Origin of the sequence: Streptomyces sp. NPDC060028 (genome assembly GCF_042736725.1) — a bacterium.
Classification (GTDB): domain Bacteria; phylum Actinomycetota; class Actinomycetes; order Streptomycetales; family Streptomycetaceae; genus Streptomyces.
Map to the genome: position 1 here is coordinate 44,381 of NZ_JBHWVJ010000006.1, position 23,077 is coordinate 67,457.

General features: G+C 72.4%; 21 protein-coding genes and 1 pseudogene. 11 read left to right on the forward strand and 11 right to left on the reverse strand.

Annotated elements, in window-relative coordinates; translation table 11 throughout:
• The first annotated feature begins 5 nt into the window (after window positions 1–5).
• The gene (locus tag ACFWBF_RS05140) at window positions 6–908 is read left to right on the forward strand and encodes an acyl-CoA thioesterase (RefSeq protein WP_385220270.1); all 903 of its coding nucleotides are present in this window, start codon (window positions 6–8) and stop codon (window positions 906–908) included.
• Window positions 909–973: 65 nt separating this feature from the next.
• Complete coding sequence (locus ACFWBF_RS05145) at window positions 974–1,375, forward strand: YchJ family protein (protein WP_385595399.1); 402 nt, start codon at window positions 974–976, stop codon at window positions 1,373–1,375.
• Here ACFWBF_RS05145 and ACFWBF_RS05150 read toward each other — a convergent pair.
• Both ACFWBF_RS05150 and ACFWBF_RS05155 read right to left on the reverse strand, forming a co-directional pair.
• On the reverse strand, window positions 1,339–2,235 hold the full coding sequence (locus ACFWBF_RS05150) for a DUF6397 family protein (RefSeq protein WP_385595402.1): 897 nt from the start codon (window positions 2,233–2,235) through the stop codon (window positions 1,339–1,341). The two genes, ACFWBF_RS05145 and ACFWBF_RS05150, sit on opposite strands and share 37 nt — an antisense overlap.
• 124 nt (window positions 2,236–2,359) lie before the next feature.
• Window positions 2,360–2,758, reverse strand: coding sequence for a roadblock/LC7 domain-containing protein (locus ACFWBF_RS05155; RefSeq protein ID WP_365916468.1), 399 nt, complete (start codon window positions 2,756–2,758; stop codon window positions 2,360–2,362).
• A gap of 106 nt (window positions 2,759–2,864) precedes the next feature.
• On the opposite strand from ACFWBF_RS05155, the gene ACFWBF_RS05160 reads away from it, so the two are divergent.
• Window positions 2,865–3,302: a PPOX class F420-dependent oxidoreductase gene (locus tag ACFWBF_RS05160; RefSeq protein ID WP_385595405.1), complete on the forward strand. Its 438-nt coding sequence runs from the start codon at window positions 2,865–2,867 to the stop codon at window positions 3,300–3,302.
• 53 nt (window positions 3,303–3,355) lie between these two features.
• Here the strand turns inward: ACFWBF_RS05160 and ACFWBF_RS05165 are convergent, their stop codons facing one another.
• The 5 genes from ACFWBF_RS05165 to ACFWBF_RS05185 all read right to left on the reverse strand — a co-directional run bounded on the left by ACFWBF_RS05165 (window position 3,356) and on the right by ACFWBF_RS05185 (window position 8,497).
• The gene (locus ACFWBF_RS05165) at window positions 3,356–4,027 is read right to left on the reverse strand and encodes an ATP/GTP-binding protein (RefSeq protein ID WP_385595408.1); all 672 of its coding nucleotides are present in this window, start codon (window positions 4,025–4,027) and stop codon (window positions 3,356–3,358) included.
• Complete coding sequence (locus ACFWBF_RS05170) at window positions 4,027–4,407, reverse strand: DUF742 domain-containing protein (RefSeq protein WP_385220284.1); 381 nt, start codon at window positions 4,405–4,407, stop codon at window positions 4,027–4,029. The genes ACFWBF_RS05165 and ACFWBF_RS05170 overlap by 1 nt, the downstream gene beginning before the upstream one ends.
• Window positions 4,408–4,421: 14 nt before the next feature.
• Window positions 4,422–4,865 (reverse strand): roadblock/LC7 domain-containing protein, encoded by a 444-nt coding sequence (locus tag ACFWBF_RS05175; RefSeq protein WP_385595411.1) that lies wholly within the window; start codon window positions 4,863–4,865, stop codon window positions 4,422–4,424.
• On the reverse strand, window positions 4,862–7,576 hold the full coding sequence (locus ACFWBF_RS05180) for a nitrate- and nitrite sensing domain-containing protein (protein WP_385595415.1): 2,715 nt from the start codon (window positions 7,574–7,576) through the stop codon (window positions 4,862–4,864). Before ACFWBF_RS05180 ends, ACFWBF_RS05175 begins: the two co-directional genes overlap by 4 nt.
• Before the next feature lie 102 nt (window positions 7,577–7,678).
• Window positions 7,679–8,497 (reverse strand): MHYT domain-containing protein, encoded by an 819-nt coding sequence (locus ACFWBF_RS05185; protein ID WP_385595418.1) that lies wholly within the window; start codon window positions 8,495–8,497, stop codon window positions 7,679–7,681.
• 200 nt (window positions 8,498–8,697) lie between these two features.
• Here ACFWBF_RS05185 and ACFWBF_RS05190 point away from each other — a divergent pair, with 200 nt between their 5' ends.
• Entirely contained in the window at window positions 8,698–9,297 is a 600-nt protein-coding gene (locus ACFWBF_RS05190; protein WP_385595421.1) for a class I SAM-dependent methyltransferase, read from the forward strand.
• Window positions 9,298–9,349: 52 nt separating this feature from the next.
• Here the strand turns inward: ACFWBF_RS05190 and ACFWBF_RS05195 are convergent, their stop codons facing one another.
• Window positions 9,350–10,264: an oxygenase MpaB family protein gene (locus ACFWBF_RS05195; protein ID WP_385595424.1), complete on the reverse strand. Its 915-nt coding sequence runs from the start codon at window positions 10,262–10,264 to the stop codon at window positions 9,350–9,352.
• A 133-nt stretch (window positions 10,265–10,397) separates the two neighbouring features.
• Between ACFWBF_RS05195 and ACFWBF_RS05200 the strand changes: the two genes are divergently transcribed.
• Window positions 10,398–11,186: a hypothetical protein gene (locus tag ACFWBF_RS05200; protein ID WP_385595427.1), complete on the forward strand. Its 789-nt coding sequence runs from the start codon at window positions 10,398–10,400 to the stop codon at window positions 11,184–11,186.
• Window positions 11,187–11,609: 423 nt separating this feature from the next.
• Window positions 11,610–12,065 (forward strand): SAM-dependent methyltransferase, encoded by a 456-nt coding sequence (locus tag ACFWBF_RS05205; protein WP_385595430.1) that lies wholly within the window; start codon window positions 11,610–11,612, stop codon window positions 12,063–12,065.
• A 72-nt stretch (window positions 12,066–12,137) separates the two neighbouring features.
• Here ACFWBF_RS05205 and ACFWBF_RS05210 read toward each other — a convergent pair whose 3' ends face one another.
• Both ACFWBF_RS05210 and ACFWBF_RS05215 read right to left on the reverse strand, forming a co-directional pair.
• Complete coding sequence (locus ACFWBF_RS05210) at window positions 12,138–12,704, reverse strand: MOSC domain-containing protein (RefSeq protein WP_385595433.1); 567 nt, start codon at window positions 12,702–12,704, stop codon at window positions 12,138–12,140.
• A 20-nt stretch (window positions 12,705–12,724) separates the two neighbouring features.
• The gene (locus tag ACFWBF_RS05215; protein ID WP_385595436.1) at window positions 12,725–12,907 is read right to left on the reverse strand and encodes a hypothetical protein; all 183 of its coding nucleotides are present in this window, start codon (window positions 12,905–12,907) and stop codon (window positions 12,725–12,727) included.
• A 152-nt stretch (window positions 12,908–13,059) separates the two neighbouring features.
• On the opposite strand from ACFWBF_RS05215, the pseudogene ACFWBF_RS05220 reads away from it, so the two are divergent.
• Window positions 13,060–13,914: pseudogene (locus ACFWBF_RS05220) on the forward strand (hypothetical protein); the annotation flags it as partial.
• A 113-nt stretch (window positions 13,915–14,027) separates the two neighbouring features.
• On the opposite strand, the gene ACFWBF_RS05225 reads toward ACFWBF_RS05220, so the two are convergent.
• Window positions 14,028–14,729: a hypothetical protein gene (locus ACFWBF_RS05225; RefSeq protein ID WP_385595439.1), complete on the reverse strand. Its 702-nt coding sequence runs from the start codon at window positions 14,727–14,729 to the stop codon at window positions 14,028–14,030.
• A gap of 313 nt (window positions 14,730–15,042) precedes the next feature.
• Between ACFWBF_RS05225 and ACFWBF_RS05230 the strand changes: the two genes are divergently transcribed.
• From ACFWBF_RS05230 to ACFWBF_RS05245, 4 genes are all read left to right on the forward strand, one after another.
• A complete protein-coding gene (locus ACFWBF_RS05230) occupies window positions 15,043–16,512 on the forward strand; it encodes a DUF4331 domain-containing protein (RefSeq protein WP_385595442.1) in 1,470 nt (489 codons plus the stop codon).
• Entirely contained in the window at window positions 16,509–17,771 is a 1,263-nt protein-coding gene (locus tag ACFWBF_RS05235) for a tetratricopeptide repeat protein (protein WP_385595447.1), read from the forward strand. The genes ACFWBF_RS05230 and ACFWBF_RS05235 overlap by 4 nt, the downstream gene beginning before the upstream one ends.
• A 3-nt stretch (window positions 17,772–17,774) precedes the next feature.
• Window positions 17,775–19,352, forward strand: a complete 1,578-nt coding sequence (locus ACFWBF_RS05240) for a nickel transporter (RefSeq protein WP_385595451.1) — start codon at window positions 17,775–17,777, stop codon at window positions 19,350–19,352.
• A 351-nt stretch (window positions 19,353–19,703) separates the two neighbouring features.
• Window positions 19,704–23,063 carry a S8 family serine peptidase gene (locus tag ACFWBF_RS05245; protein WP_385595454.1) on the forward strand — a complete coding sequence of 1,120 codons (3,360 nt, stop codon included), beginning with the start codon at window positions 19,704–19,706 and terminating at the stop codon, window positions 23,061–23,063.
• Window positions 23,064–23,077 lie beyond the last annotated feature (14 nt).

A 23,077-nucleotide genomic window follows, 5' to 3' on the forward strand; every position in this document is an offset into this window, starting at 1 on the left:
CTCTGATGACGAACCCCGCCGAGAGACTCGTCGATCTGCTCGACCTGGAGCAGATCGAGGTCAACATCTTCCGGGGCGCGAGCCCCCAGGAGTCACTCCAGCGCGTGTTCGGCGGGCAGGTCGCCGGCCAGGCTCTGGTCGCCGCGGGCCGAACCACCGAGAGCGACCGGCCGGTCCACTCCCTGCACGCGTACTTCCTGCGCCCCGGGATCCCCGGGGTACCGATCGTGTACCAGGTGGAGCGGGTGCGCGACGGGCGTTCCTTCACCACGCGCCGCGTCACCGCGGTCCAGCAGGGCAAGACCATCTTCAATCTGACCGCCTCCTTCCATCACCCGGAGGAGGGCAGCATCGAGCACCAGCTGCCTCCCCGCCTCGACTTCCCGCATCCGGACGCGCTCCCGAAGGTCGCGGACGAGATCCGCGAGCACCTGGGCGCGCTGCCGGAGGCCCTGGAGCGGATGGCCCGCCGCCAGCCCTTCGACATCCGTTACGTGGACCGGCTCCGCTGGACTCCCGAGGAGCTCAAGGACGCCGATCCCCGCAGCGCGGTGTGGATGCGCGCGGTCGGCCCGCTGGGCGACGATCCGCTCGTGCACACCTGCGCCCTCACCTACGCCAGTGACATGACCCTCCTCGATGCGGTGCGCATCCCCGAGGAACCGCTGTGGGGCATGCGCGGTTTCGACATGGCCTCGCTCGACCACGCCATGTGGTTCCACCGGCCGTTCCGGGCCGACGAGTGGTTCCTGTACGACCAGGAGTCCCCCATCGCCCACGGCGGCCGGGGCCTGGCCCGCGGTCGTATCTACGACCTGGAGGGCAGGCTGCTGGTCTCCGTGGTCCAGGAAGGCCTCTTCCGCCCGTATCCGCCCGAGTCGGCGAAGCCGGCCGTGTCGCCGCAGTAGTTCGCGCCGCGCTGCGCGCCTCCCCTCATCTCCCTCATCCTCCGCACCCGAAGAGCTGAGCCCCCATGCCCGTGCCGGCCATCCCCTGCCCCTGCGGGCTGCCCGCCGCCTACCCGGAGTGCTGCGGCCGCTTCCACTCCGGTGAGCGGCAGGCGCCCACCGCCGAGCTGTTGATGCGCTCGCGGTTCAGCGCCTTCGCGGTCGGCGACACCGCCTACCTGCTGCGCTCCTGGCACCCGTCCACCCGCCCGGCCGGGCTCGACCTGGATCCGGGGCAGCGCTGGGTGCGGCTGGAGATCCTGGCCACCGAGCGCGGTGGGATGTTCGAGACGCAGGGTTCGGTGGAGTTCCGGGCGCACTACCGCGAGGGTCGGCACACCGGTTCCCTGCACGAGCACAGCAGCTTCTCCCGCGAGGGCGGGGCCTGGCTCTACGTCGGCCCCCTCTCCCCCGTCGACTTCGGCTGACCGCGGGCCCCGGTCAGGGCGAAGTCCAGGCTGGTGCGGTACCGGTGGATCTCGTCAGGCGGCTCCGCCCTCAACAGCCGTGCCGCCACGGCCGCGGCCGCCGGGATCTGCGGGTGCCCGTACGGCGGGGGCGGGGCGAGCGCGGCGAGTACGATCCGCTCCGCCGGGTCGGGGACGGCCTGACGCACCTCCTCCTCCGGGAGCACGGAGGCCAGTACGCCCGCCCGCTCCCAGGGGTCGGCGGTCCGTCTCAGCAGCAGCCCCACATGCCGCTCGCGCCACTTCCGGGGACGCAGGTCCGCCTTGGCAGCCATCAGCTCCCGGTCCGTCGGCGGCGCGCTCCCGCGCAGCATCCCCGGCTCCCGGGCCGCGAAGTCCCGTAGCTCCGCGGTCAGGTAGAGCCACACCACGGCCCGGTAGCGGTTGATCCGGTACCCGACCGGGGTGACATGGCCACAGCGCGCGAGCCTGGTGAACCGGCTCGGGCCGACCCCCGTCACGGCAGCCGAGGCCTGCGCCCCGGCCACGGTCTCCACTCGCTCGCGCAGGGCGTCGGGCCGGCCTCCGGTCGAGCGGACCCGGTCGAGCTCACTGCGCCTGAAGCGCGCGGCCCCGCCGGCGGCCGGCGGCCCTGCGCACACGATTCCCAGCTGGACGGCGCGCGCGAACTCGCTCCGGCTCAGCCCCAGCGCCCCCGCGGCCTGTACGCCCCCCACCAGTACATCCGCGTCCACGCCGCCCGCGCCATCCTCGGCGGCCATGCCCTTGTTTATGCGCGTGTCCATGCGCGTGTCCATGCGCGCGTCCATGCGCGCGTCCACGGCGACTTGGTCGCGCGCCACGGTGTCCATCGGTGTCATCACGGTCGGTCCTCCCCACGAGCAGCGATTACTCTGTGTGAAGACCGTAACTCAGCGCGACGAAGCCCGTCGCGGCCTGTGGACAACTCAGAAAAGCCCAGGTCAGCGGCCCCGCCCCAACCCCTCAGCCGCCAGTGATCCGCCGCTCCGCGACCCCGAGGTGCTCCCCGACCCGGTTCACCAGCAGCGTCATCTCGTACGCGACCTGCCCGATGTCGGCCTCGGCGGCGCTCAGCACACACAGACAACTGCCCGCGCCCGCCGCCATGACGAAGAGGACCCCCTCGTCGTACTCGACCATGGTCTGGCGCACTTCACCGGCTCGGAAGTGCCGTCCCGAACCCTTCGCCAGGCTCTGCAGCCCGGCGGCGACAGCCGCCAGGTGCTCCGCGTCCTCCCGCGCCAACCCGGCGCTCGCGCCCGTCACCAGGCCGTCGTTGGAGAGCACCACCGCGTGCCGCACCTGCTGGACACGCCGTGTCAGGTCGTCCAGCAGCCAGTCGAGCTGCTTGTCCAGTGCCATTTCCAGCCCCTCCCCGTTGACGCGGCCGACGTGGCCGCGCCTCACCCCGCGTAGTCGTGGCGCAAGCCTTCCCCACCAGGGGCTTTCCGGCAAGGAGGATGGAGCCATGGCGAACAAGATGACTCAAGAGGAATGGCGGGCATTCGTCTCCCATTCCACCCGTACCGGCAAACTGGCCACCGTCCGCGAGGACGGAAGCCCGCACATCGCTCCGATCTGGTTCGTACTCGACGGCGATTCCTTCGTGTTCAACACCGGCAAGGACACCGTCAAGGGGCGCAATCTGGCCCGGGACGGCCGTGTCGCGCTCTGTGTGGACGACGACCGGCCGCCCTTTTCCTACGTCGTCCTCCAAGGCCGCGCCGACATCAGCGAATACGCGGGAAACGCGGACGAGACGCTGCACTGGGCGACGCGGATCGCCGCCCGCTACATGGGCGAGGAGCGCGCCGCGGCCTTCGGCCGCCGCAACGCCGTCCCGAGCGAACTCCTCGTCCGCGTCCGCATCGACAAGGTGATCTCCGAATCCGGAATCGCGGACTGACCCCCGGCCCACCACCGCCGCGGGCCGGTTCACACGTTGACACGTTGACGCGTTCACACGGAATCGGCCTGCGGCTCCACGGAGTCCAGCAACCGCGCGGTGTGCACCCGCCCCGCATACTCGACCAGCCTGATCAGCACCTCCTTCCCCGAGTCCTTGTCCCTCGCGTCACACAGCACGACAGGTGTACCCCGGTCCAGGTCCAGGGCCCGCGACACCTCGTGCGCCCCGTACCGCCGGGCGTTCGTGAAGCAATTGACGGCGACCACGAACGGGATGCGCCGGTGTTCGAAGTAGTCCACCGCCGGGAAGCAGTCCTCCAGGCGGCGCGTGTCGGCGAGCACCACCGCGCCCAGTGCGCCCTGCGACAACTCGTCCCAGAGGAACCAGAACCGGTCCTGCCCCGGCGTGCCGAAGAGGTACAGCGACAGCCCGGAGCGGATCGTGATCCGGCCGAAGTCCATGGCCACGGTCGTGGTGGTCTTCTGGTCGACCCCACCCGTGTCGTCGACCAGTTCCCCCGCCTCGCTGAGCACTTCCTCCGTCCGCAGCGGCCGGATCTCGCTGACCGCGCCGACCAGTGTCGTCTTGCCGACCCCGAAGCCGCCCGCCACGAGTATCTTCAGCGCGAGCGCGGCCAGTTCACCCTCGCCCTCCGCGTCCGGGGCCGGATCGGGGTCCGGAGCCGGGGTCCACCCCGCGGAGCCGTTGTCGTGCAGTCCCATCACAGCGCTCGCAATCCCTCGATGACTTCACGCAGAATCCGCTCGTCCGGCAGCTGCGCCGGCGGCACCGGCCGGCTGACCTTGACGTGCCCGGCCTCCAGCAGGTCCCCGAGCAGCACCCGCACCACGCCCACGGGCAGGTCCGCGTCGGCGGCGAGTTCCGCCACCGACTGGGTCTCGTCGCGGCAGAGCCCGAGCAGTGCCCGGTGTTCCGGCCCGAGCAGCGACTCGGCGGCCGCGTCCACACCGCCCGGATCCATGACGACCAGCGCGATCAGGTCGAAGCGGACCCCGTGGGGTCCCGGCCGCGTACGCCCGCCGGTCATCGCGTACGGACGGACGAGCGGGCCCGCGTCGGCGTCGTACCACTGGCCGTTCATATGCCGGGCCGCCCTCAGCCGAGGGTCGGCGGGCGCGCCGCGAACCGGGGCGGGGTGTACAGGTGCTCGCCGACCCGCTTCACCAGCCGGGCCATCTCGTACGCGATCAGCCCGATGTCGGCGCTGGCGGCGCTGAGCACGGCCAGGCAGGAGCCGTCGCCGGCGGCCGCGACGAAGAGGAACCCCTCGTCCATCTCCACCATGGTCTGGCGCACGCCCCCGGCGTGGAAGTGCCGGCCCGCGCCCTTGGCCAGGCTGTGGAAGCCGGACGCCACCGCCGCCAGGTGCTCGGCGTCCTCCCTGCTCAGCGCACTGGAGGCACCGACCGCCAGGCCGTCGTTGGACAGGACGACGGCGTGCCGGACCTCGCGGACCCGGACCACCATGTCGTCGAGCAGCCAGTCCAGTTCGCCGGACCTGCGGACGCCCTCGAGGTCGATTCTCTGGTGTTCGATCATCGCCGTTCTCCTTCGGCTCCGGCTTCGCCTTCGCCATCGCTGCGTGCGTTCGGGGAGTTCTCCTGGGCGCCGCGCACCCAGCCGGCCCGGTACGCCGCCATCCGGTCCCGCGCCTGTTCGGGGCTGCGGCCCGGCGGGTCCTGCGCGGGCGGCGCGCCGGCCGGGCCCTTCGGGGCGGGGGCCTCGCGCAACTGCGGGACGAGGCTGGCCTGGCGCACCCGGCGCGGGAGTTCCGTCACCGAAGCCGAAGCCGAAGCCGGAACCGGAACCGGAACCGGGCCCGAGGTCGAAGTCGAGCGCGATGCCGACACCGGTGCCGACGCCGACGCCGCGGCGACGGCCGGGCCGGGTGCGCTCGTCACGGCAGGCGTACGGGTCACCGTGCCCCCGGGGCCGCGCGGCCGGAGCGGCGCCACCGGGGCCGGGCGCGGCTCTTCCCGTACGGGAGCCCGGCCCGGGACCGGGATCCCGCGCGCTTCCTCCCGTACGAGGGTCATGGCCGGCGGCTGCTCCGGCTCGACGGCCTCAACCGCCGCAGCCGCAGCCGCCGCCCCAGCCCCCACAGCCTCCGCGCCGCCACCCGTGCCGGGTGTGAGCGCGCCCTGGAGCAGGGAGTGCGGCAGGAGCACCACGGCGGTGGTGCCGCCGTACGGTGACGTGCGCAGGTGCACCTTCACACCGTGGCGGGCCGAAAGGCGGCTGACCACGAACAGTCCGAGGCGGTCGCTGTCGAAGAGGTCGAGCGCCTCGGACTGCTCGATGCGCCGGTTGGCCTCGCTCAGGGACTCGCGGCCCATGCCGAGACCGCGGTCCTCGACCTCCAGGACGTAGCCGGCTCCGACGGGCTCACCGCTGACCCGGACCTTGGTGTGGGGCGGGGAGAACTGGGTGGCGTTCTCGATGAGTTCGGCGAGGAGGTGGGTGAGGTCGGCGACCGCGCCGCCGATCACGGCGGCCTCGGCGAGCTGGCGGACCTCGACGCGCGGGTAGTCCTCGATCTCCGAGACGGCGGCCCGTACGACATTGGTCAGCGGGATCGGCATGCGCCAGGCGCGCCCCGGGGCCGCACCCGACAGGATGATCAGACTTTCCGCGTGCCGCCGCATCCGGGTGGTGAGGTGGTCGAGGCGGAAGAGGTCCCCGAGCTCGCTCGGGTCGTCGGCCCGCCGCTCCATGGAGTCGAGCAGCGTGAGCTGCTTGTGCACCAGCACCTGGCTGCGCCGGGCGAGGTTCACGAAGACACCGCTGACCCCGCCGGCCAGTTCCGCACGCTCGACGGCGGCACTGAGGGCGGCCCGGTGGACGGTGGCCAGGGCCTCGCCGACCTGGGTGATCTCGTCCTCGGCCGCCGGACCGGGCGGGGTCTCGGCAGCCACGTCGATGTCCTGCCCGGCCCGCAGCCGGTCCATGGCGTGCGGGAGTTTGCGGTGCGCGATCTCCAGGGCGGTGTTGCGCAGCGAGACCAGCTCCACGACCAGGGCCCGGCCGATGCGCACCGAGATGACGAGCGAGGCGGCGACGGCCGCCAGCCCGAGCAGCACGGCGGCTCCGGCGGGGCTGAGCGCGCCCGCGGCGAACGGCTCGGCGCGGTCGGCGGCCGCGGTGTGCGCGGCCTCCTCGATCTCCCGCATCGCGGTGGCGACCCCGGTGTACGCGCTCTCCCACCCGGCGGGCGTGCCGTGCGCGTCGCGGCCGGTCCCGGCGGCCAGGGCCCGGTCCTCGGCCGCGGCGAGGTCGGCGTAGGCGGCGCCCTCGGCGACGGCCTGCCAGGCGGCCTGCTGCGCGGCGGGCAGGTCACGGGCCGCGGCGTCGGTCAGCGCACGGCGGGTCTCGATCGCCCCGGTCAGGCGGCGAAGCGTTTCGGCGCTGCGCTGACCCGGCAGTGCGAGCAGCGCGTCCTCCCGGGCCAGCTCCTCCCCGGCGCGCCCGAACTCCAGCAGGACCCGGGCATCCGGGCCGAGTTCCGCGTCCTGGCCGCCCCCGGAGAGGGCACTGGCGACGGCGATCGCGGAGTCGAGCACGCGGGTGTACGTGTCGTAGGCGGCGTCGGCGGTGACGCGTCGGTCCGCGATCTCCTTACGGGCAGAGCCGAGCTCCTCGGCGGCCGCGACGAAGCCGCGCAGCCGGGCGACGAGGCCGCCGCGGTGGTCGCCGGTGTCGGCCACGGTGTTCCGGTCGCCGAGCCGCAGCCGCCGGACGGCGGAGTCGGTGCGGCGCGCCTGCTGGTCCAGGGCGGCCACCTGATCGGCGGCGGCGCCGGGGACAGCGGCGGCGGGGGCAGCCGCGCCGGGGGCAGCGGCGCCGGCCGGGTCGGCCAGCAGCCGGACGGCGGCGCGCCGTTCGGCTTGCAGCTCGGCGACGGCGACGGTGACGGGGGTGCGAATCTGCTCGTCGACCTGCTGGACGCGGCTGAGCCGGGCGATGTCCTGGGCGGTGCTGACGGTGGCGAAGGCCCAGAGGGCGAGCAGCGAGACCACCGGCACCATCAGCAGCGAGACGATCTTCGCGCGGACGGTGCCGGGACGCAGTCGCAGCCGGGGACCGCTGTCAGCGGGGACGGCCGGTCCGCCCGGGCGGGTGAGCTCGCTGTGCGCCGACTCCTCGGCGGGCGGACCGGCGTGGGCCCGTCGGCCGGTTCCCCTACCGGGACCGCCCGCGTGCGCGGGCAGCCGCGGCGACGCTGCTTCCGGTGTTCTGCGGGGTGTGCGCATGGACTCCTCGTTCCGGGGCGGTACGGGCGTGGTGCGGGTGCGGTGCGGTGCAGTACGGCTGCGGGTACGGGTGCGGGTGCGGACATGACCCGAAGCGAGGCCTCAACGGGCCGGCGCCGACCGCTCCCCCGGGCGCCCCACGGCGGAAGCGGATGCGGAGGCCGACGCAGAGGCCGAAGCCGACGCCGAAGCGGCCCGCTCGTCTGCCGTCGGGGACAGCGCCACGAAGGCGGAGGTGATGAAGAGGTAGGAGCCGAGGCCGACGGCCAGGGGGAAGATGAACTGCATGGCGGTGGCGCCGGGCAGCGCCTGGTCCGAGGGGGTGACGTGCACGGCGACGGCGAACATTCCGGTGTAGTGCATGCTGCTGACGGCCGCGCCCATGACGAGTGAGGCGACCGCGACGGCCACCGGCGACTTGATGTTGAGGGCCGCCCACAGGGCCGCGGTGGCGGCGACGACGGCGATGGCCACCGAGAGCCCGACGGTCAGCGGGGCGTAGGAGATGCCGCCGTGCAGGCGCAGGGCGGCCATGCCGAGGTAGTGCATGCTGGCGACGCCGAGGCCGGTGGTGAGCCCGCCGAGGACGAGGGCGCGGCCACGGTCCTTGCCGTAGCCGACGGCGAAGACCCCGGCGCCGACGACGATCATGGCGACGAGGAGGCTGAGGATGGTCAGCGGCACGTTGTAGTGGATCTCGGTGCCGGTGACGTGGAAGCCGAGCATCGCGACGAAGTGCATCGTCCAGATGCCGGTGCCGATGGCGGAGGCCGCGGTGACGAGCCAGTTGCGGCGGGAGGGTCCGGTCGCGGCGAGCGCGCGGACGGTGCAGCGCAGCCCGAGGGCGGCGCCGATCGATGCCATCACGTATGACAGCACGGGGGTAAGCCAGCCATAGGCGGCGTGGTCCAGGTGTCCCATGGCCACCGGACGCTAGTCCGGGTGAGGGCACGAACAAGGGGCGCATTTCGAAAGCCGCTGGAACTGCTGGAATATGACAGAGCTACGTTCATCTTCGATCACGCCGCGTGCCACCTTGCACACGGTGCGCACAGCACGGCTCCGCACGCCGCACCGTTCGCAGCCGTCGGCCGCAGGGCGCGGTGGGGGATCATGGGCGGATGAGCGAAGACCACACGCATGTTCAGGATTTCTTCGGGGCGCGCGCGGCCGGCTGGGACCGCAAGTTCCCCGGGGACGGGCCCGCCTTCGCGACCGCCGTGGCCGAGTTCGGGCTGCGGCCGGGGGACCGGGTGCTCGACGCGGGCTGCGGTACCGGCCGGGCGCTGACCGCGCTGCGGGCGGCGGTCGGCCCGTCGGGAACCGTGCTCGGCGCCGACCTCACCCCGCAGATGCTGGCCGCCGCACAGCAGGCCGGCCGGGCCGCGCAGGGGACGCTGCTGATCGCGGACGTGGCCCGGCTGCCGCTGCACGACGCGGCCTTGGACGCGGTGTTCGCGGCGGGGCTCATCGCCCACCTGCCCGACCCGGCGGCGAACCTGCGCGAGCTCGCCCGGGTGGTGCGCCCCGGCGGGAGGCTCGCGCTGTTCCACCCGATCGGGCGAGCGGCCCTCGCGGCACGACACGGCCGCGAGCTGACCCCGGACGACATGCGGGCCGAGCACAACCTCGGCCCGCTGCTCGCCGGTTCGGGTTGGCAGATGACCTCGTACGCCGACGAGGACGCCCGGTTCCTGGCGGTGGCGGTCCGACGGCCCTGAAGGATTCTTGTACGTCGGCCCCTTGCCCGGGGGCCCGGGGAGGCGATCCGGATCAGGCCGGAGGTTGAGCATCCGCTTCGGCCGAGCGGCGCGGATGCGGCACGGGGCACCCGCCCGAGCCGGGTACCGGGAACGTGCCGAGCTCGCCCACGTCGTAGCCACCGGGGTAGCCCTTGATCTCCGGGTTCTGGCGGGCGTAGTGCGGGGCCCTGCGCGGGGGCAGCAGGCGGACGGCGCGTCCGCGCAGCCGCAGTGCGCCCCGGACCAGCCGCTGGACGCCGGCGCCGGGGGCCTCGTACCGGAAGGCGTGCAGCAGCGGCTCGTCGAGGAGCGCGAGGCTGCCGCGGCGCACGGCGGGGGCCAGTGGCGCCGGGTACCAGGACGCCATCAGGTCGAGGGTGGAGTCGGCGACCTTGCGGCCGCCTTCGTCCCAGCCGAAGTGGGCCTCCTCGTAGGCGGTCAGGGCCGCCTCGAACTCCTCGTAGGAGCCCGGAATGTCCGTGATGCCCAGGTGGCGGCCGAGCGTGGCGTAGTAGTTCGCGCACGCCCGGCGCTCGTGGCCGGTCAGCGGGCGCCAGCCGTAGGCGTCCAGCCAGCGCGCCGGAATGACCACGAAAGTGGCCAGAACGTAGCGCATGTCGTCGTTGCCGATGTCGTAACTGCGGTGCATCTGGTTGACGCGGCGGATCGCGGTGCGCGCGGTGTCGGATTCGAAGCCGTGCTCCACGACGGCGTCGAGGAGCAGCGCGGTGTCGTCGTAGCGCTTCTGCGAGCGGTCGGTGAACTCGGCGGTCTCGGCGAGCAGGCCGCCGATGCTCGGGACGGCGTAAGTCCGGAAGAGGGCGAGTTCCAGGGCGCGGGTGAAGTCCCAGGGGAATTCGTAGGTGGCGGTGAGCCGGTAGATGGCGAGGAAGTCCTTGTCGGGGTCGAGACGGAGGATCTCCCTCAGCCGGTCGTAACGCTGCACCGGGGTTCCCTTTCTGTGGCGGGTCCCCAACTCTACGTGCAGGTAGCGGGCTTGGAAATCGCTGCCCGATAGCTCTCGACGCGCGGGTTACCGGCTGGTTAGGGTGCGCCGACGAGAAAGACCGGGAGGCCACGTGTCCGATGAGGAGGACGGCGGTTCGCTGTACGTGCTGACGGCCGTGCTGCTGACCCCGTCGCAGTTCCCGAGCATCCTGGGCGACGACTTCCCGGAGGCCTGCTCGCTGCTGGGCGTGCGTCCGGCGCCGGACGGGTACGGCCTGGTGCTCGGGCAGGACGAGAACGGCGCGCGCTGGACGGTCGTCGTGGACGACGTCTCGCTCGTGGCCATGGCGATCGCGTCGTGGGACTGCGGCATGGAGTACGACCTGTCCCCCGACGAGCGGAGCATCGTCGTCTCGCTGGCGGGCTGGCCGCTGGAGCTCGCGGTGGCGACGCCCGGGATCCCGGAGCCGCATGATCCGGAGCAGGGCGCGGACGGCACCGGCCGGGTGCCGTTGGCGCCGCCCTCGGCCGAGGCGTGGGGGCCGGTGCAGCGGCGGATGGGGGCGGACCAGATCGCCCGCGAATGGGCGGACTGGAGCGAGCGCGTGCCCACGGACGGCGGGGAGGCGGCCGCCGCGCACCCGGGGCTGGCGCGGGCGCTCAAGGAGGCGGTGGACTACACGCAGAGCCCGCCGCCGCCGGGCCGGGTGCGGTCGTCCTTCGCCGGCGAGGAGGCGCGGACGCTGCGCGTGGACGGCCCGGGCTGGTCCCTGGTGGCCCGCACCACGGGCGCGGCCTTCGTCCTGCTGGACGAGGAGCCGTGCGAGGTGCTGCAGGTCCCCCACGACGGGCCCGCGGAACTGCCGGAGCTGACCGGGCTGCTGGCGGAGCTGGACCGGATCGCGGTGCGGCCGGCCTGAGCCCGCGGCCCGCCGCCCTACTGGCCTGCCGGGCACGCGGCCTGCCGGGACACGCGGGCAGGCGGGTACGCGGGCACGCCGGAGCGGGCAGGCGGGCACGCCGGACGAGCGGGCGTGCAGGACCAGCAGGGGATGCCGGGGCGCCCGGGCATGCAGAACGAGCAGGGTTCCGGGCCACGCGGGCACACCGGATACGCAGGCGATGCCACGGCACGCGGGCGTGCAGGACCAGCGGGGGATGCCGCGGCGCCCGGGTATGCCGGACACGCAGGGGATGCCAGGGCACGCGGGCACGCGGTGGATGCCGGGACGGCCCGGGCACGCGGGACGCTCAGGCCACGCGGGCCACCCCGGACGTGCGGGGCACGCGGGATCGCGCGGCGCACCGCGCGGGTAGGACACGAGGAAGACTAGGGGAAAGCTGTGCTGGTGGAACCGGTGGGTGTGGTGGTGGGCGGCCGCGCGGAGGCCGTGGACGACGACTGGGGCCGGGAGACCGCGGTGATCCGCCTGGACGGCGGACGGTTCGGCCCGCAGGCCCTGTACGGGCTGGCCGACTTCTCGCACGTCGAGGTGGTCTACCACTTCGACCGGGTGCCGGTGGAAAAGATCGAGACGGGCGCCCGGCACCCCCGCGGCAACCCGGACTGGCCGCTGGTCGGCATCTTCGCCCAGCGCGGCAAGAACCGGCCGAACCGGCTGGGTGTTTCGCGCTGCAGGATCCTGAAGGTGGACGGTCTGGAGGTCCACGTGGAGGGACTGGACGCGGTGGACGGCACGCCGGTGCTCGACCTCAAGCCGTACATGACCGAATTCGGCCCGCGCGGCGAACTGCGCCAGCCGCAGTGGGCCACGGCTCTGATGCGGGACTACTACTGAGATCCCGCTCCCGCTCGCTCCCTCCGCACCCTGGTGGCCGATGCCGATCGCCGGGGTGCGGGTGGGTCGAAGTCAGACGCGGTGGAGCGGGGTGTGCGGCTCGGGCGGCAGGGTCACCGTGATGGTGTCGCCGGGGCGGATGGTGCCGCCCTGGTGGACCACGCCCATGATCCCGCCCTTGCGGATCACCCGGCCCTCGGAGTCGCGGCTCACCAGCTGCTTGAGCAGTCCGTGCTGGAAGTTGTCGATCTGCAGGCACGGATTGCGCAAGCCGGTCACCTCCACCACGGCCTCGTCGCCGAGGTGCAGCAGCGCCCCGGTCGGCAGGCCGAGCAGGTCGATGCCCGCCGTGGTCACGTTCTCCCCGAGCTGGCCCGGCTCGACCTTGAATCCGGCTTCGCCCACCTCGGCGAAGAGCTCCTGCTGGATCAGGTGAACCTGGCGGAGATTCGGCTGCGTCGGGTCCTGGGCCACGCGGGAGCGGTGCTTGACGGTGACTCCCGCATGCACGTCGCCCTCCACGCCGAGCCCGGCGAGCAGCGTGATGTGCCCGCGGAGGGGCTTCGTGAACGAGTACACGCCATTGCTGCTGACAGCAGTGACCTGCGCCGTCCGCGGGGCGTCCGTAGCGCTGTTCATGAATGTTCCCCCTGCCGCAGTCAGCGACCGATGCGCTTCCTGGACATACCCCGCACCTTACGGCGCTGCGAGGAGTCCAGCAGCAGGTAGGCAGCCGTCGGCACACCGATCAGCACCAACAGGCCGGCCCAGAACCCAACCGCCCAGAACAGCACGATGGCTGCCACAACTCCGGCAACCGCGACCTTTCCGCTCGTGGACATCTGCGGACACCTCCTCCTACGTCGGCCACTACTCCACACAACGCACGGTTTCGGCCGCGCGTTCCCGGTCGCGCGAACGGGTCACGGCCCGTCTCCCCCGAGCGGGGGCCGGGCGCGAGGTAGCCTCGTCCGCTCCGTCTCGAGTATGTCGAATATGTCGAACGCGTGCTCCCCGAGATCTCCGGCCTGATCCACTGCCACGCCGTCTTCCTGCGGACCCTGCGCGTGGCGGCCGCATGGCCTTCTGGAGGCCGGACGGAGCCGATGCCGACCTGTCGGCCGCGGTGGGCGACGGCGGGTCCACCGAGGAACTCACCGTGGTCACCGCCGATCTGCGGCGCACCGCCGTGCGCGCCCTCGTCCTGCCCGTCGCGGCCGCGCGGCCGCTGCTCACCCGCGCCCGCGCGGCCACCGCCTCGGCGCCGGAGTCCGGGAACGCCCCTGCGAACGTCTCCGTGGCCGCGCCCGTCTCCGTGCCGGTCTCCGCGACCGCTTTCTGGGGTGCCGCCGCGCTGCTCGCGCTGCGCCTTGCCGCGCGCGGAGTGCTGCTGCCCGGGCTGAGCCCCGCCGGGTACGACGCCTGGCGGGTCGGGCCCCTCGAAGCCCCCGATCTGGAGGAGGTCCGGGAGCTCGCTGCCGCCAAGCCGCCCGCCGCGCACTGCGTCCCGCTCGACGCGCCGGGCCCGCCGCGGCTGCCGACGCCTGAGCCGCTGCTGCGCGCCTTCCTCGACGCCGTCGCCGACACCCTGCCCCGCTCCCCCGCCGCGCCGGCCGCCGCCGGCTGGCAGCGGGAGATCGAGAAGTTCGCGCCCGGCACGCCCGTCCGGCGCTTCCACGGCGCGAGCCGCACCCTCGACGGCCTCGCCGGCGGCTTCGTGCTCACCACGTACGGCACGATGCGCCTGGCCGCGCCCCGCCTGGCCGCGGCCTCCTGGGGCATGGTCGTCGCGGACGAGGCCCTGCGCACCATCCCCGCCCCCGCCCGCGTGGCCCTCACCGGCACCCCGTGGAGAACAACCTCTGACCCGGCCGAACCGGGGTTCGGCGCGGCGCGGCCGGGAGCCGTGGCGCGTGCCGTGCCGGGCCTGGCCCGGCCCGGCCTTCCGGTAGGGCGCGGGCGTTACGGGAGGGTCGGGACCGTCGGCGGCTTCGCCGCCTTCGGGACGTAGTCGAAGTTGGGCGTGAGCGTGCCGAAGAGGCTGCCGACGCGCGGGGCCGTGGCTCCGGTGACCGACGCGAAGAGACTCGAGGCGTCCTGCGTGACGTAGAACGGCGCCTTCTTGATGCGGAAGCCCGTGGTGCTCGGGCGGGCGCCGGCCATGACCTCGGTGTAGGTGGACTCGGCGACCGTGACTTCCTCGGAGAGCGCCTCGCCGTCGACCGAGACACCCGCGGAGTAGGCGGGCGTCGGCATGACACGGATGAACGTCGACTTCAGGGTGATCGTCTTGCCGGATCGGGGGTGGTGGAGCTTGAGGCCGCCGGGGTAGAAGATGCGGCCCTTGGAGTCGAGGCGGTCACCGGCCGTCGAACCGATCGGCATGCTGAAGCCCCGGCCGTCGGCGTCCATCACGAACGGGCTGATGGCCTCCAGGGTGATGCCCTCGCGCTCCATCCACGCCAGGGTCTCGTCACCCACCGCCACCTGGGCATCGCCCCAGGGAGAGATGTAGAGGCCCGGCAGCGGCTCGGCGGCAGCTGCCGTCTGGACGGTGTCGGCCGGCTGCCGGGCGGCCGCTCCGGCCGAGCTCGGGCCGAACGGTACGGCGAGCGCGGCCACGGCGGCGAGGACGGTGAGACGGCGGAGTGCGTGCATACGCATACGGCGGTTCCAGTCTGTGAGGGGTGGGGAAAAACGTCGGAGCTCTCCCCCGGACAGGTCCAACAGCGGGAAAGAACAGCCGGGTTCAGCGTCGGGCAAACGACGCGAACGAAGATCGACTTCACGGCGAGTATGTCCACCGATGCATGGCTTTGCGACCGCGAGGGCCGCCTGTTACTCCATCCGGGGGGAAAGACCCACGCGACGAATGGCGTGTGACGCGTAAGGCTCGCGCCAAGATCACATGCGCTGTTGGCTGGAGCGACTCCCCCCACCCAACGCCCTGGAGACACGCGTGCCGGGAACCCCCAGAATGTCCCGAACCAACCCACTGTCCCGTCGGCGGCTCGCCGCCCTCGCCGCCACCACGGCCGCGCTCACCGCCGCCGCCCTGTCCGGGCAGTTCACGGGCACCAGCGAGGCGGGCGGGCACATCGACGCCCCGTCGACCGTGCTCGACTCCCCGGCGGACCTGACCGACGTGTACGCCTTCACCAGCCCGGACAACGCGGACATGGTCACGCTCATCGCGAACGTCCGCCCCTTCCAAGTGCCCGGTACCGCGGCCAACGCCCTGGTGGACTTCCCGTTCGCGACCGGTGCGCGCTACGAGATCCACACGGACGCCGATGGTGACGGGGCGCCCGACACCACCTACCGCTGGACCTTCCGGGACGAGGACCGCAGGCCCTTCGGGACAGGGCCGAAAGTCGGGCCCCTGCCGGTGAACTCGCTCGACCATCCGTCGCTCCGGGTACGCCAGAAGTACACCCTGGAAAAGGTCAAGGCGGGCGGCGTCAGCCAGACGCTGCTGAAGGACGCGATCGCCTCCCCCACCCACACCGGCCGGGCCCTGATGCCCGATTACGGCACCTTGCGGTCGCAGGCGATCCGTCAACTCCCCGGCGGCGGCCAGACCGTGGCCACGCAGGCGGCGGAGTCGTTCAAGGCCGACACCCAGGTCTTCGGCCTGTACACGCTCGGCACCCGCGGCCCGGTGCCGGGGTGGCTGCCCGATGCCCAGCCGCTGTCGGCGCTGAACGTGAACAGTCTGGTCCTGCAAGTACCCAAGAGCGAGGTCGCCCTGAACGGCGACCCGAAGCGCAACCCGGTCGTCGGCGTATGGGCGTCCGTCTCCCGGCAGGGTGCGAATCTGGACCGCGGTCTGGCGGAGCAGGCCCCCACGTTCCGGCAGGTCTCCCGGCAGGGCACCCCGCACGTCGCGTTCGCCCTGTTCGGCTCCACCATCGGGCTGGCCACGCCCGGCGGGCCCGAGGACCGGCTCCAGGCCCGCGTACCGAAGGACGACCACCTGGAGAGCGATTTCCTGGCCGCCACCCTCGACCCCCTACCGCCGCACCGGATCGAGAGGGCACAGGGCCGCAAAGCACCGGCGACCCCGCGCCACGACATCCAAGCCCTGTTCCTGAAGGGCATCGGCAAGGACAACGGAGCCGCGTTCGGCTTCGACCTCAACACCCACACGATGAACGCCGACGCCGACCCGAAGCGCATCGTGCTCGCCGAGCAACTGCGCCTGAACCTCGGCACCCCCGTCACCACCCGCCCGAAAGCACACGGTGTCCTCGACGGGGATCTCCAGGGCTTCCCGAACGGTCGGCGGCTCAACGACAACATCGACGGGCCGCTGATCCGGATGCTGGAGGGCGAGCCCGCGGGGCCGTCCGCCGCGGGGCTGCTCCCCCAGCCCGTCGTCGCTCTGGAACCCGCCGACGCGCAGACCGTCTTCCCGTACCTCAATCTCCCCCATGCGGGCCCGTGAGGCGTCTGATCACCGCCGTGGGCGCGGCGGTGGCCGTGGCCGGGTGTGTGGCGGGACTTCTGCATCTCGGTCCTGACACCTCCCGGCCGCAGGCCGCCGCCGCGCCCGCGGGCGCCTACAGCTCGGGCATCAGCCCTGTCGATGCCGCCCGCAGGAAGGCCGAGGCGTACCCCGACGACCCGGCCGCCTGGGCCGGCCTGGCGCGCGCAGAGATCGAACAGGCCCGCACCACCCTCGACGCGGGCCGGCTCGGTGCCGCCGACAAGGCGCTGCGCCGCTCCCTTGCCCTCGACGCCACGGACAACTACGGGGCCGTGACGGGTCAGGGGTTGCTCGCCAACGCCCGGCACGAGTTCGCCCAAGGGCGCGAGTACGGGCTGCACGCCACCCGGATGGCACCCGACCGGCCGGACGGGTACGCCGTGCTGGCCGACGCCGAGATCCAGCTCGGGAACTACCCGCAGGCGCGGGCAGCCGTACAGAAGATGCTCGACATCGCCCCGGCCACAGCCGCCTACAGCAGAGCCGCGTACGACCTGGAGACCGGCGGGAGGCCCGAGGACGCCGCCATCGCGCTCCAGCGAGCCGTGGACAGTGCGGTCACACAGGACGAACGGGCCTTCACCGAGGCCCGCCTGGGCGACCTGGCCTGGTCCCGAGGCGAGGTGGACCAGGCGGAACGGCACTACGGACGCGCCTTGGCCGCCGTACCGGACCATCCGTACGGGCAGGCCGGAATCGCCCGGGTGGCCGCCGCACGCGGTCACACCGGCAGGGCACTTGAGCTGTACGCGCGGCTCGTCGAACGGACGCCGATGCCACAGTTCCTGCTGGAGACGCTGGAGCTTCGACGGGCGGCCGGGGATGCCCGCCAGGGGAGCGAGCGGGCCGCTCTGTCGGCGCAGGTACGGATGGTCCGCGCGGACGGCGGTCCCGTCGACCCGCATCTCATCCTCTTCGCAGCTGATCACGGCGATCCGAAGGTCGCGGTGGAGCTCGCGCGCAGGGAGTGGGAGCACGCTCGGAGCGTCATCGTCGCCGATGCACTCGGGTGGGCACTGCACCGGGCGGGCCAGAACACCGAGGCCCTCGTCTACGCGCGCCGGGCAGCCACGACCGGCTGGAAGAGCGCGCTGTTGCGCTACCACCGGGGCTCGATCGAGAGGGCACTCGCGATGCCCGAGGGATCCCGTCATCTGAGCGAGGCCGTCGCCTTGAACCCACACCTCTCCCTGTACCGTCCCGACGGAGATGGGTAGTCGATGAAGCTTCCTTGCCGTGCGGCGGTCGTCGCGGCGCCCCTGCTGATGCTGTTCGGCCTGATCGCGGTGCCGACGGCCCAAGCCCACCCGCTGGGCAACTTCAGCGTCAACCACTACGACGGACTGCGCTTGTCGCACGACCGGATCGAGGACACCGCCGTCGTCGACAGTGCGGAGATTCCCACCGCGCAGGACGAGGAAGCGACGGATGCCGACCGCGACGGGACGGTTTCACCTGCGGAAGCGGCGGACCGGGCAGCCGAGCGGTGCGCCCGACTCGCCGGCCGCACCCGGATTTCGGTGGGCGGCGAGCGCATCGCCTGGAAGGTGGGCCGCTCCACCCTGACGTACGGGAAAGGGGCGGCGGGAGTGCCCGTCGCCCGGCTGACCTGCGCCCTGCGGGCTGCTGCCGATCTCTCCCGGCCCGCTGACGTCTCCTTCGCCTCGGGGGCGGATGTGGCACGTGCCGGCTGGAAGGAGATCACCGCTGTCCCGGGCGACCGCGTACGGCTGGCCGAGTCTTCGGTTCCCTCGAAGAGCCCGAGCGACGTCCTGCGCCGCTACCCGCGGGACGGGGACGAACAGCCGCTCGCTGTGGCCGGGGCGGAGCTGCGTACGCGTCCGGGGGTGGACGGGGCCGCTCCCGGCGCCCCGGGGCCGGGGAAACCCGACGGGGTACCGGCAGCCCGGGCCTTGGACCGCGGCACCGTGCTCTTTCCGGCGCTGGAGCACCGGCTCACCGGCCTGACCGCGGGCCGGGACCTCACCTTGCCCGTGGGTCTCCTCGCCGTCCTGCTGACGCTGCTCCTGGGCGCGGGCCACGCGGCACTGCCCGGGCACGCCAAACTCGCCGTCGCCGCCTGCCTGGCCCGCCGGGAAGGCGGCGTACGCGCCGCTCTCGCGGTCGGGACGACGGTGACGGCCACCCACACCGCCGGGGTTCTGGCCATGGGCCTGATCCTCACCGCGGGCGGCGGATTCGTCGGGGAGCAACTGCTGGCATGGCTGGGGGCGATCAGCGGTGCCATGATCGCGGCGCTGGGAACGGTACTCGCGGTGACGGCGGTACGGGCCTTACGGACGGGACGGCCCCCGTCACACTGGCACCACGGGCACAGCCATGGGGACGCACCCGGAGAGACACCGGAACACACGCACGCGCACACGCACGCGCAGGGTCACCGTCATGACCACGGCGACCACGGCCACCACACGCACGAGAACGACTCCCGTGAGGGCAAGAGGCCGCGCCGCACCGGCCTCCCCGCGCTCCTGGGCGTAGGGCTCGCGGCTGGTCTGGTGCCCAGCCCGTCGGCCCTCGTCGTCCTGCTGGGCGCCATCGCGCTGAGCCGGACGTTCTTCGGCGTGCTGCTCGTCGTCGGCTACGGCCTCGGGATGGCCCTCACCCTGACCGCGGCCGGTTTGCTGCTCTCCGGCGGCGGAAGCAGATTCGCCGCTCTCGGCGAACGCCGCCTGCCCTCCCTGCGCCGTTACACCCGCTACGCGACGGTCCTCACCGCTCTCGCCGTCCTCGGCGTGGGCGTCAGCCTCGCGTTGCGCAGCCTTCTCACCCTCTGAACCTGGCAAGCCGGACCGGCTACCCGGTGGCGCTCCCGTGCCCGGACGGCAACAGGTTCCATGTGGGGTACGGATACAGCCAATTGGAAGGGCACGCTCCGTCCGTGAATGTGCGGTCGCCGCGAACGCGCGGACACTCGGGGCCGCCGCCTGTCTCGCCAAGCCCTCCACCCGGCAGTTTCAAAGATGTCTTGAAATCACACGCCTCAATTCTTCACACCTGCACCACCGTTGATCACATATCCCTCACATCACATACTGCGCTGACCGGCGGCGGGCGCCGTTTCGCCCATGGTCGGAGACGACCACTCGCCTTCATCCCAAGCTCCTGGGGGAGACTTGCGCGCACATGTGACGAGACCACGCGCCTTCACCATCGCAGCGGCCACATCGGTGGTCCTCGTGGCCGGCATGACCGGCCCCGCGACGGCGATCGCTGCGAACACGAGGACCACACCGACCACCACACGCCCAGACGGCGACCAGCGCATCCGGCTCATCACGGGCGACCGCGTGGTGGTCGGCACCAAGGGCCAGGTGGTGAACTTCGAGGCCGCCAAGGGCCGTGAGCGCATACCCGTACAGGTGCAGCGCATCAAGGACCACACGTTGGTGGTGCCGAGCGACGCGCAGCGCCTGATCGCCACGGGCAAGCTGGACCAGCGGCTCTTCGACGTCAACGAGCTCACCAACCCGCTGCTGCGCGAGAGCCATCGCGACGGGCTCAAGCTGATCGTGCAGTACGACGAGGGCGCCGGTGCCGCACGGAGCGAGGTGCGTTCGGCCGGTGACACCCAGGTGCGGCGCACCTTCCCCACCATCAACGCCGACGCCATCCGTACGTCGCAGGACGACGTCGCGCAGGTGTGGGAGGCGCTGACCGACCAGCAGAAGAGCGGCGTGCGCGCCACCGCCTCCGGCATCGGCAAGGTGTGGCTGGACGGGGTCCGCAAAGCGAGCCTGGACCGCAGCGTCAGGCAGATCGGCGCCGACAAGGCGTGGGGGGCCGGGTACGACGGCCAGGGCGTCAAGATCGCCGTCCTCGACACCGGCGTCGACAAGACCCACGACGACCTCAAGACCCAGGTCATCGGTGAGAAGAACTTCTCCGCCTCCCCCGACACCGCGGACCGCGTCGGACACGGCACGCACGTCGCCTCGATCGCCGCCGGTACCGGCGCCACGTCGGGCGGCAGGTTCAAGGGTGTCGCCCCCGGCGCCAAGGTCATCAGCGGCAAGGTGCTGAACGACGAGGGAGCCGGGGACGACTCCGGCATCATCGCGGGCATGGAGTGGGCCGCCGCCGAGGGCGCGGACGTGATCAACCTCAGTCTCGGCGGCCCGGACTCCCCCGGCGTCGATCCGTTGGAGGCGACGGTCGACAAGCTGTCCGCGGAGAAGGGGATCCTGTTCGCCATCGCGGCGGGCAACGACGGCGAGAACGGTGACTCGACGGTGGGCTCGCCGGGCAGTGCGGACGCGGCGCTGACCGTCGGCGCCGTCGACAAGGACGACAAGCTGGCGTCCTTCTCCAGCATCGGCCCGCGCATCGGCGACGGCGCCGTCAAGCCGGACGTGACCGCGCCCGGAGTCGCCATCACCGCGGCCGCCGCCCCCGGCAGCGAGATCGACACCCGCCCCGGTACACCGCACCCGGCCCCCGGTTACCTGCAGATCGACGGCACCTCCATGGCCACGCCCCACGCGGCGGGCGCGGCGGCGATCCTCAAGCAGCAGCATCCGGACTGGAAGTCCGCCGAGCTCAAGGGCGCGCTGACCGCGTCCGCCAAGGGCGGCGACTACACCGCCTTCCAGCAGGGCTCGGGCCGCATCCAGGTCGACAAGGCGCTGGCGCAGAGCGTGATCGCCGATCCGGTCTCGCTGAGCTTCGGTACCGCGCGGTGGCCGCACCCCGACGACCAGCTCCTCACCAAGAAGGTCGGTTACCGCAACCTCGGGGCGAGCGACGTCACCCTTGACCTGTCGGTGTCCGCGCTGGACCCGGCGGGCAAGCCGGCGCCGGCGGGATTCTTCGCGCTCGGCGCCACCAAGGTGACCGTGCCCGCCGGCGGCAGGGCCGAAGTCGACCTGACCGCCGACACCAGGATCGGCGACGCCGACGGCACCTACACGGGCTACGTCACCGCCTCCGGCGCGGGCCAGTCCGTCCGTACGGCCGCGGTGGCCGTCCGCGAGGCGGAGTCCTACGACCTCACGCTCAGGGCCGTCGACCGCGACGGCGCCGACGCCCGGAACTTCACCAGCACCCTGATCGGTGTCGCCGGCTCCGGCAAGGGCTTCCAGGTCCGCATCGACAACGAGCCGGGCACGCACAAGATCCGTGTGCCGAAGGGCTCGTACACGCTCAACACGGCCGTCTACCAGGACCCGTCGGACCTCGCCAAGGGCACCGACTGGATCGCGCAGCCGAAGCTGAACATCTCGGGCGACACCACGGTCACCTCCGACGCGCGCACCACCAAGCCGGTGGACATCACCGTCCCCGGCCTCGACACGGCGGACTACGGGGGCACGTACTACGAGCTCGCGACCGACATCGGCCGCGTCGGCAACGGGTGGGTCCTCAGAGGTTTCACCAACTTCCGCACCGCCCACATGGGTCCGGCCGTCACCGACGGCTCGTTGCTGCAGACTTGGGACGCGCACTTCCTCAAGGGTGACACCGCTCAGTACTCGGTGGCCTTCGGCGGCAAGACGCAGAAGGTCGCGACCGGCTACACCAAGCGCGTGAAGGCGAACGAGCTGGCGACGCTCAAGGTCGGCGTCGGCGCCTCCGCTCCCGGGAAGACCACTCTCACCTCCCCGTTCGCCCATCTGCCGGGTGCGCCGGAGGGCAACGGGTTCTCGGCACCGCAGGCGACGCCGGGAACCCGCACCTTCTACGTCTCCACTGCCGACGGCGTCAAGTGGCTGACCAAATCCGATCAGTTCGGCGAGCCTGACAAGTGGGGCTACCCGGCCTTCGAGGGCGCCTACGAGATGACCGAGCCGAAGCGCTACGAGGCCGGCAGGACGTACCAGGAGACCTTCAACACCGGCGTCTTCGGCCCGCTTCTGGGCGAGAAGACGGGCGTCTTCCGCACCGCGCCCGACCCGGCCACGGGCGAGCAGCAGCTCATCGGCGCCCTGCCGCTGTTCGCCGACGGCAAGGGCCACATGGGCCGCTCGAAATACACCTCGGCCACGTCGACGCTGTACCGCGACGGCGTCAAGGTCGGCGAGAACGACGACCCGCTGAGCGGCGAGCAGCCCTTCACGGTCGATGCCACCGACGCCGAGTACCGGCTGACGACCTCGGTCGAGCGCTCGGAGAAGGTCGCCGCAGCCTCCACCCGCATCGACACCAGCTTCACGTTCCGCTCCAAGCAGGTCGCCGCCACCACGGCGCTGCCGGTGTCCACGGTCCGCTTCGCGGCCCCCGTCGACCTCGCCTCGCGCGCCCCGGGGGGCAGGTCGGTCCAGATCCCGGTGACCGTGCAGGGCTCGGCGGCCGGGAAGAATCTCAAGTCGCTCACCGTGTCCGTGAGTTATGACGACGGGAAGACCTGGCAGCTCGTGAAGGTCGAGCACGGCAAGATCTCCGTGAAGAACCCGGCGAAGGACAAGGCCATCTCGTTCCTCGCCGATGTCACGGACAAGCAGGGCAACAAGTCGACCCTGACGATCCACAACGCGTACTACGGCAAGTGACGTCGCCCCGGTGA

What these genes read in the sequence shown, in the direction of transcription:
- ACFWBF_RS05140 (WP_385220270.1), top strand. Translation starts at nt 6, where the DNA reads ATGACGAACCCCGCCGAGAGACTCGTCGATCTGCTCGACCTGGAGCAG.
- ACFWBF_RS05145 (WP_385595399.1), top strand. Translation starts at nt 974, where the DNA reads ATGCCCGTGCCGGCCATCCCCTGCCCCTGCGGGCTGCCCGCCGCCTAC.
- ACFWBF_RS05150 (WP_385595402.1), bottom strand. Translation starts at nt 2,235, where the DNA reads ATGACACCGATGGACACCGTGGCGCGCGACCAAGTCGCCGTGGACGCG.
- ACFWBF_RS05155 (WP_365916468.1), bottom strand. Translation starts at nt 2,758, where the DNA reads ATGGCACTGGACAAGCAGCTCGACTGGCTGCTGGACGACCTGACACGG.
- ACFWBF_RS05160 (WP_385595405.1), top strand. Translation starts at nt 2,865, where the DNA reads ATGGCGAACAAGATGACTCAAGAGGAATGGCGGGCATTCGTCTCCCAT.
- ACFWBF_RS05165 (WP_385595408.1), bottom strand. Translation starts at nt 4,027, where the DNA reads ATGGGACTGCACGACAACGGCTCCGCGGGGTGGACCCCGGCTCCGGAC.
- ACFWBF_RS05170 (WP_385220284.1), bottom strand. Translation starts at nt 4,407, where the DNA reads ATGAACGGCCAGTGGTACGACGCCGACGCGGGCCCGCTCGTCCGTCCG.
- ACFWBF_RS05175 (WP_385595411.1), bottom strand. Translation starts at nt 4,865, where the DNA reads ATGATCGAACACCAGAGAATCGACCTCGAGGGCGTCCGCAGGTCCGGC.
- ACFWBF_RS05180 (WP_385595415.1), bottom strand. Translation starts at nt 7,576, where the DNA reads ATGCGCACACCCCGCAGAACACCGGAAGCAGCGTCGCCGCGGCTGCCC.
- ACFWBF_RS05185 (WP_385595418.1), bottom strand. Translation starts at nt 8,497, where the DNA reads ATGGGACACCTGGACCACGCCGCCTATGGCTGGCTTACCCCCGTGCTG.
- ACFWBF_RS05190 (WP_385595421.1), top strand. Translation starts at nt 8,698, where the DNA reads ATGAGCGAAGACCACACGCATGTTCAGGATTTCTTCGGGGCGCGCGCG.
- ACFWBF_RS05210 (WP_385595433.1), bottom strand. Translation starts at nt 12,704, where the DNA reads ATGAACAGCGCTACGGACGCCCCGCGGACGGCGCAGGTCACTGCTGTC.
- ACFWBF_RS05215 (WP_385595436.1), bottom strand. Translation starts at nt 12,907, where the DNA reads ATGTCCACGAGCGGAAAGGTCGCGGTTGCCGGAGTTGTGGCAGCCATC.
- ACFWBF_RS05225 (WP_385595439.1), bottom strand. Translation starts at nt 14,729, where the DNA reads ATGCGTATGCACGCACTCCGCCGTCTCACCGTCCTCGCCGCCGTGGCC.
- ACFWBF_RS05230 (WP_385595442.1), top strand. Translation starts at nt 15,043, where the DNA reads ATGTCCCGAACCAACCCACTGTCCCGTCGGCGGCTCGCCGCCCTCGCC.
- ACFWBF_RS05240 (WP_385595451.1), top strand. Translation starts at nt 17,775, where the DNA reads ATGAAGCTTCCTTGCCGTGCGGCGGTCGTCGCGGCGCCCCTGCTGATG.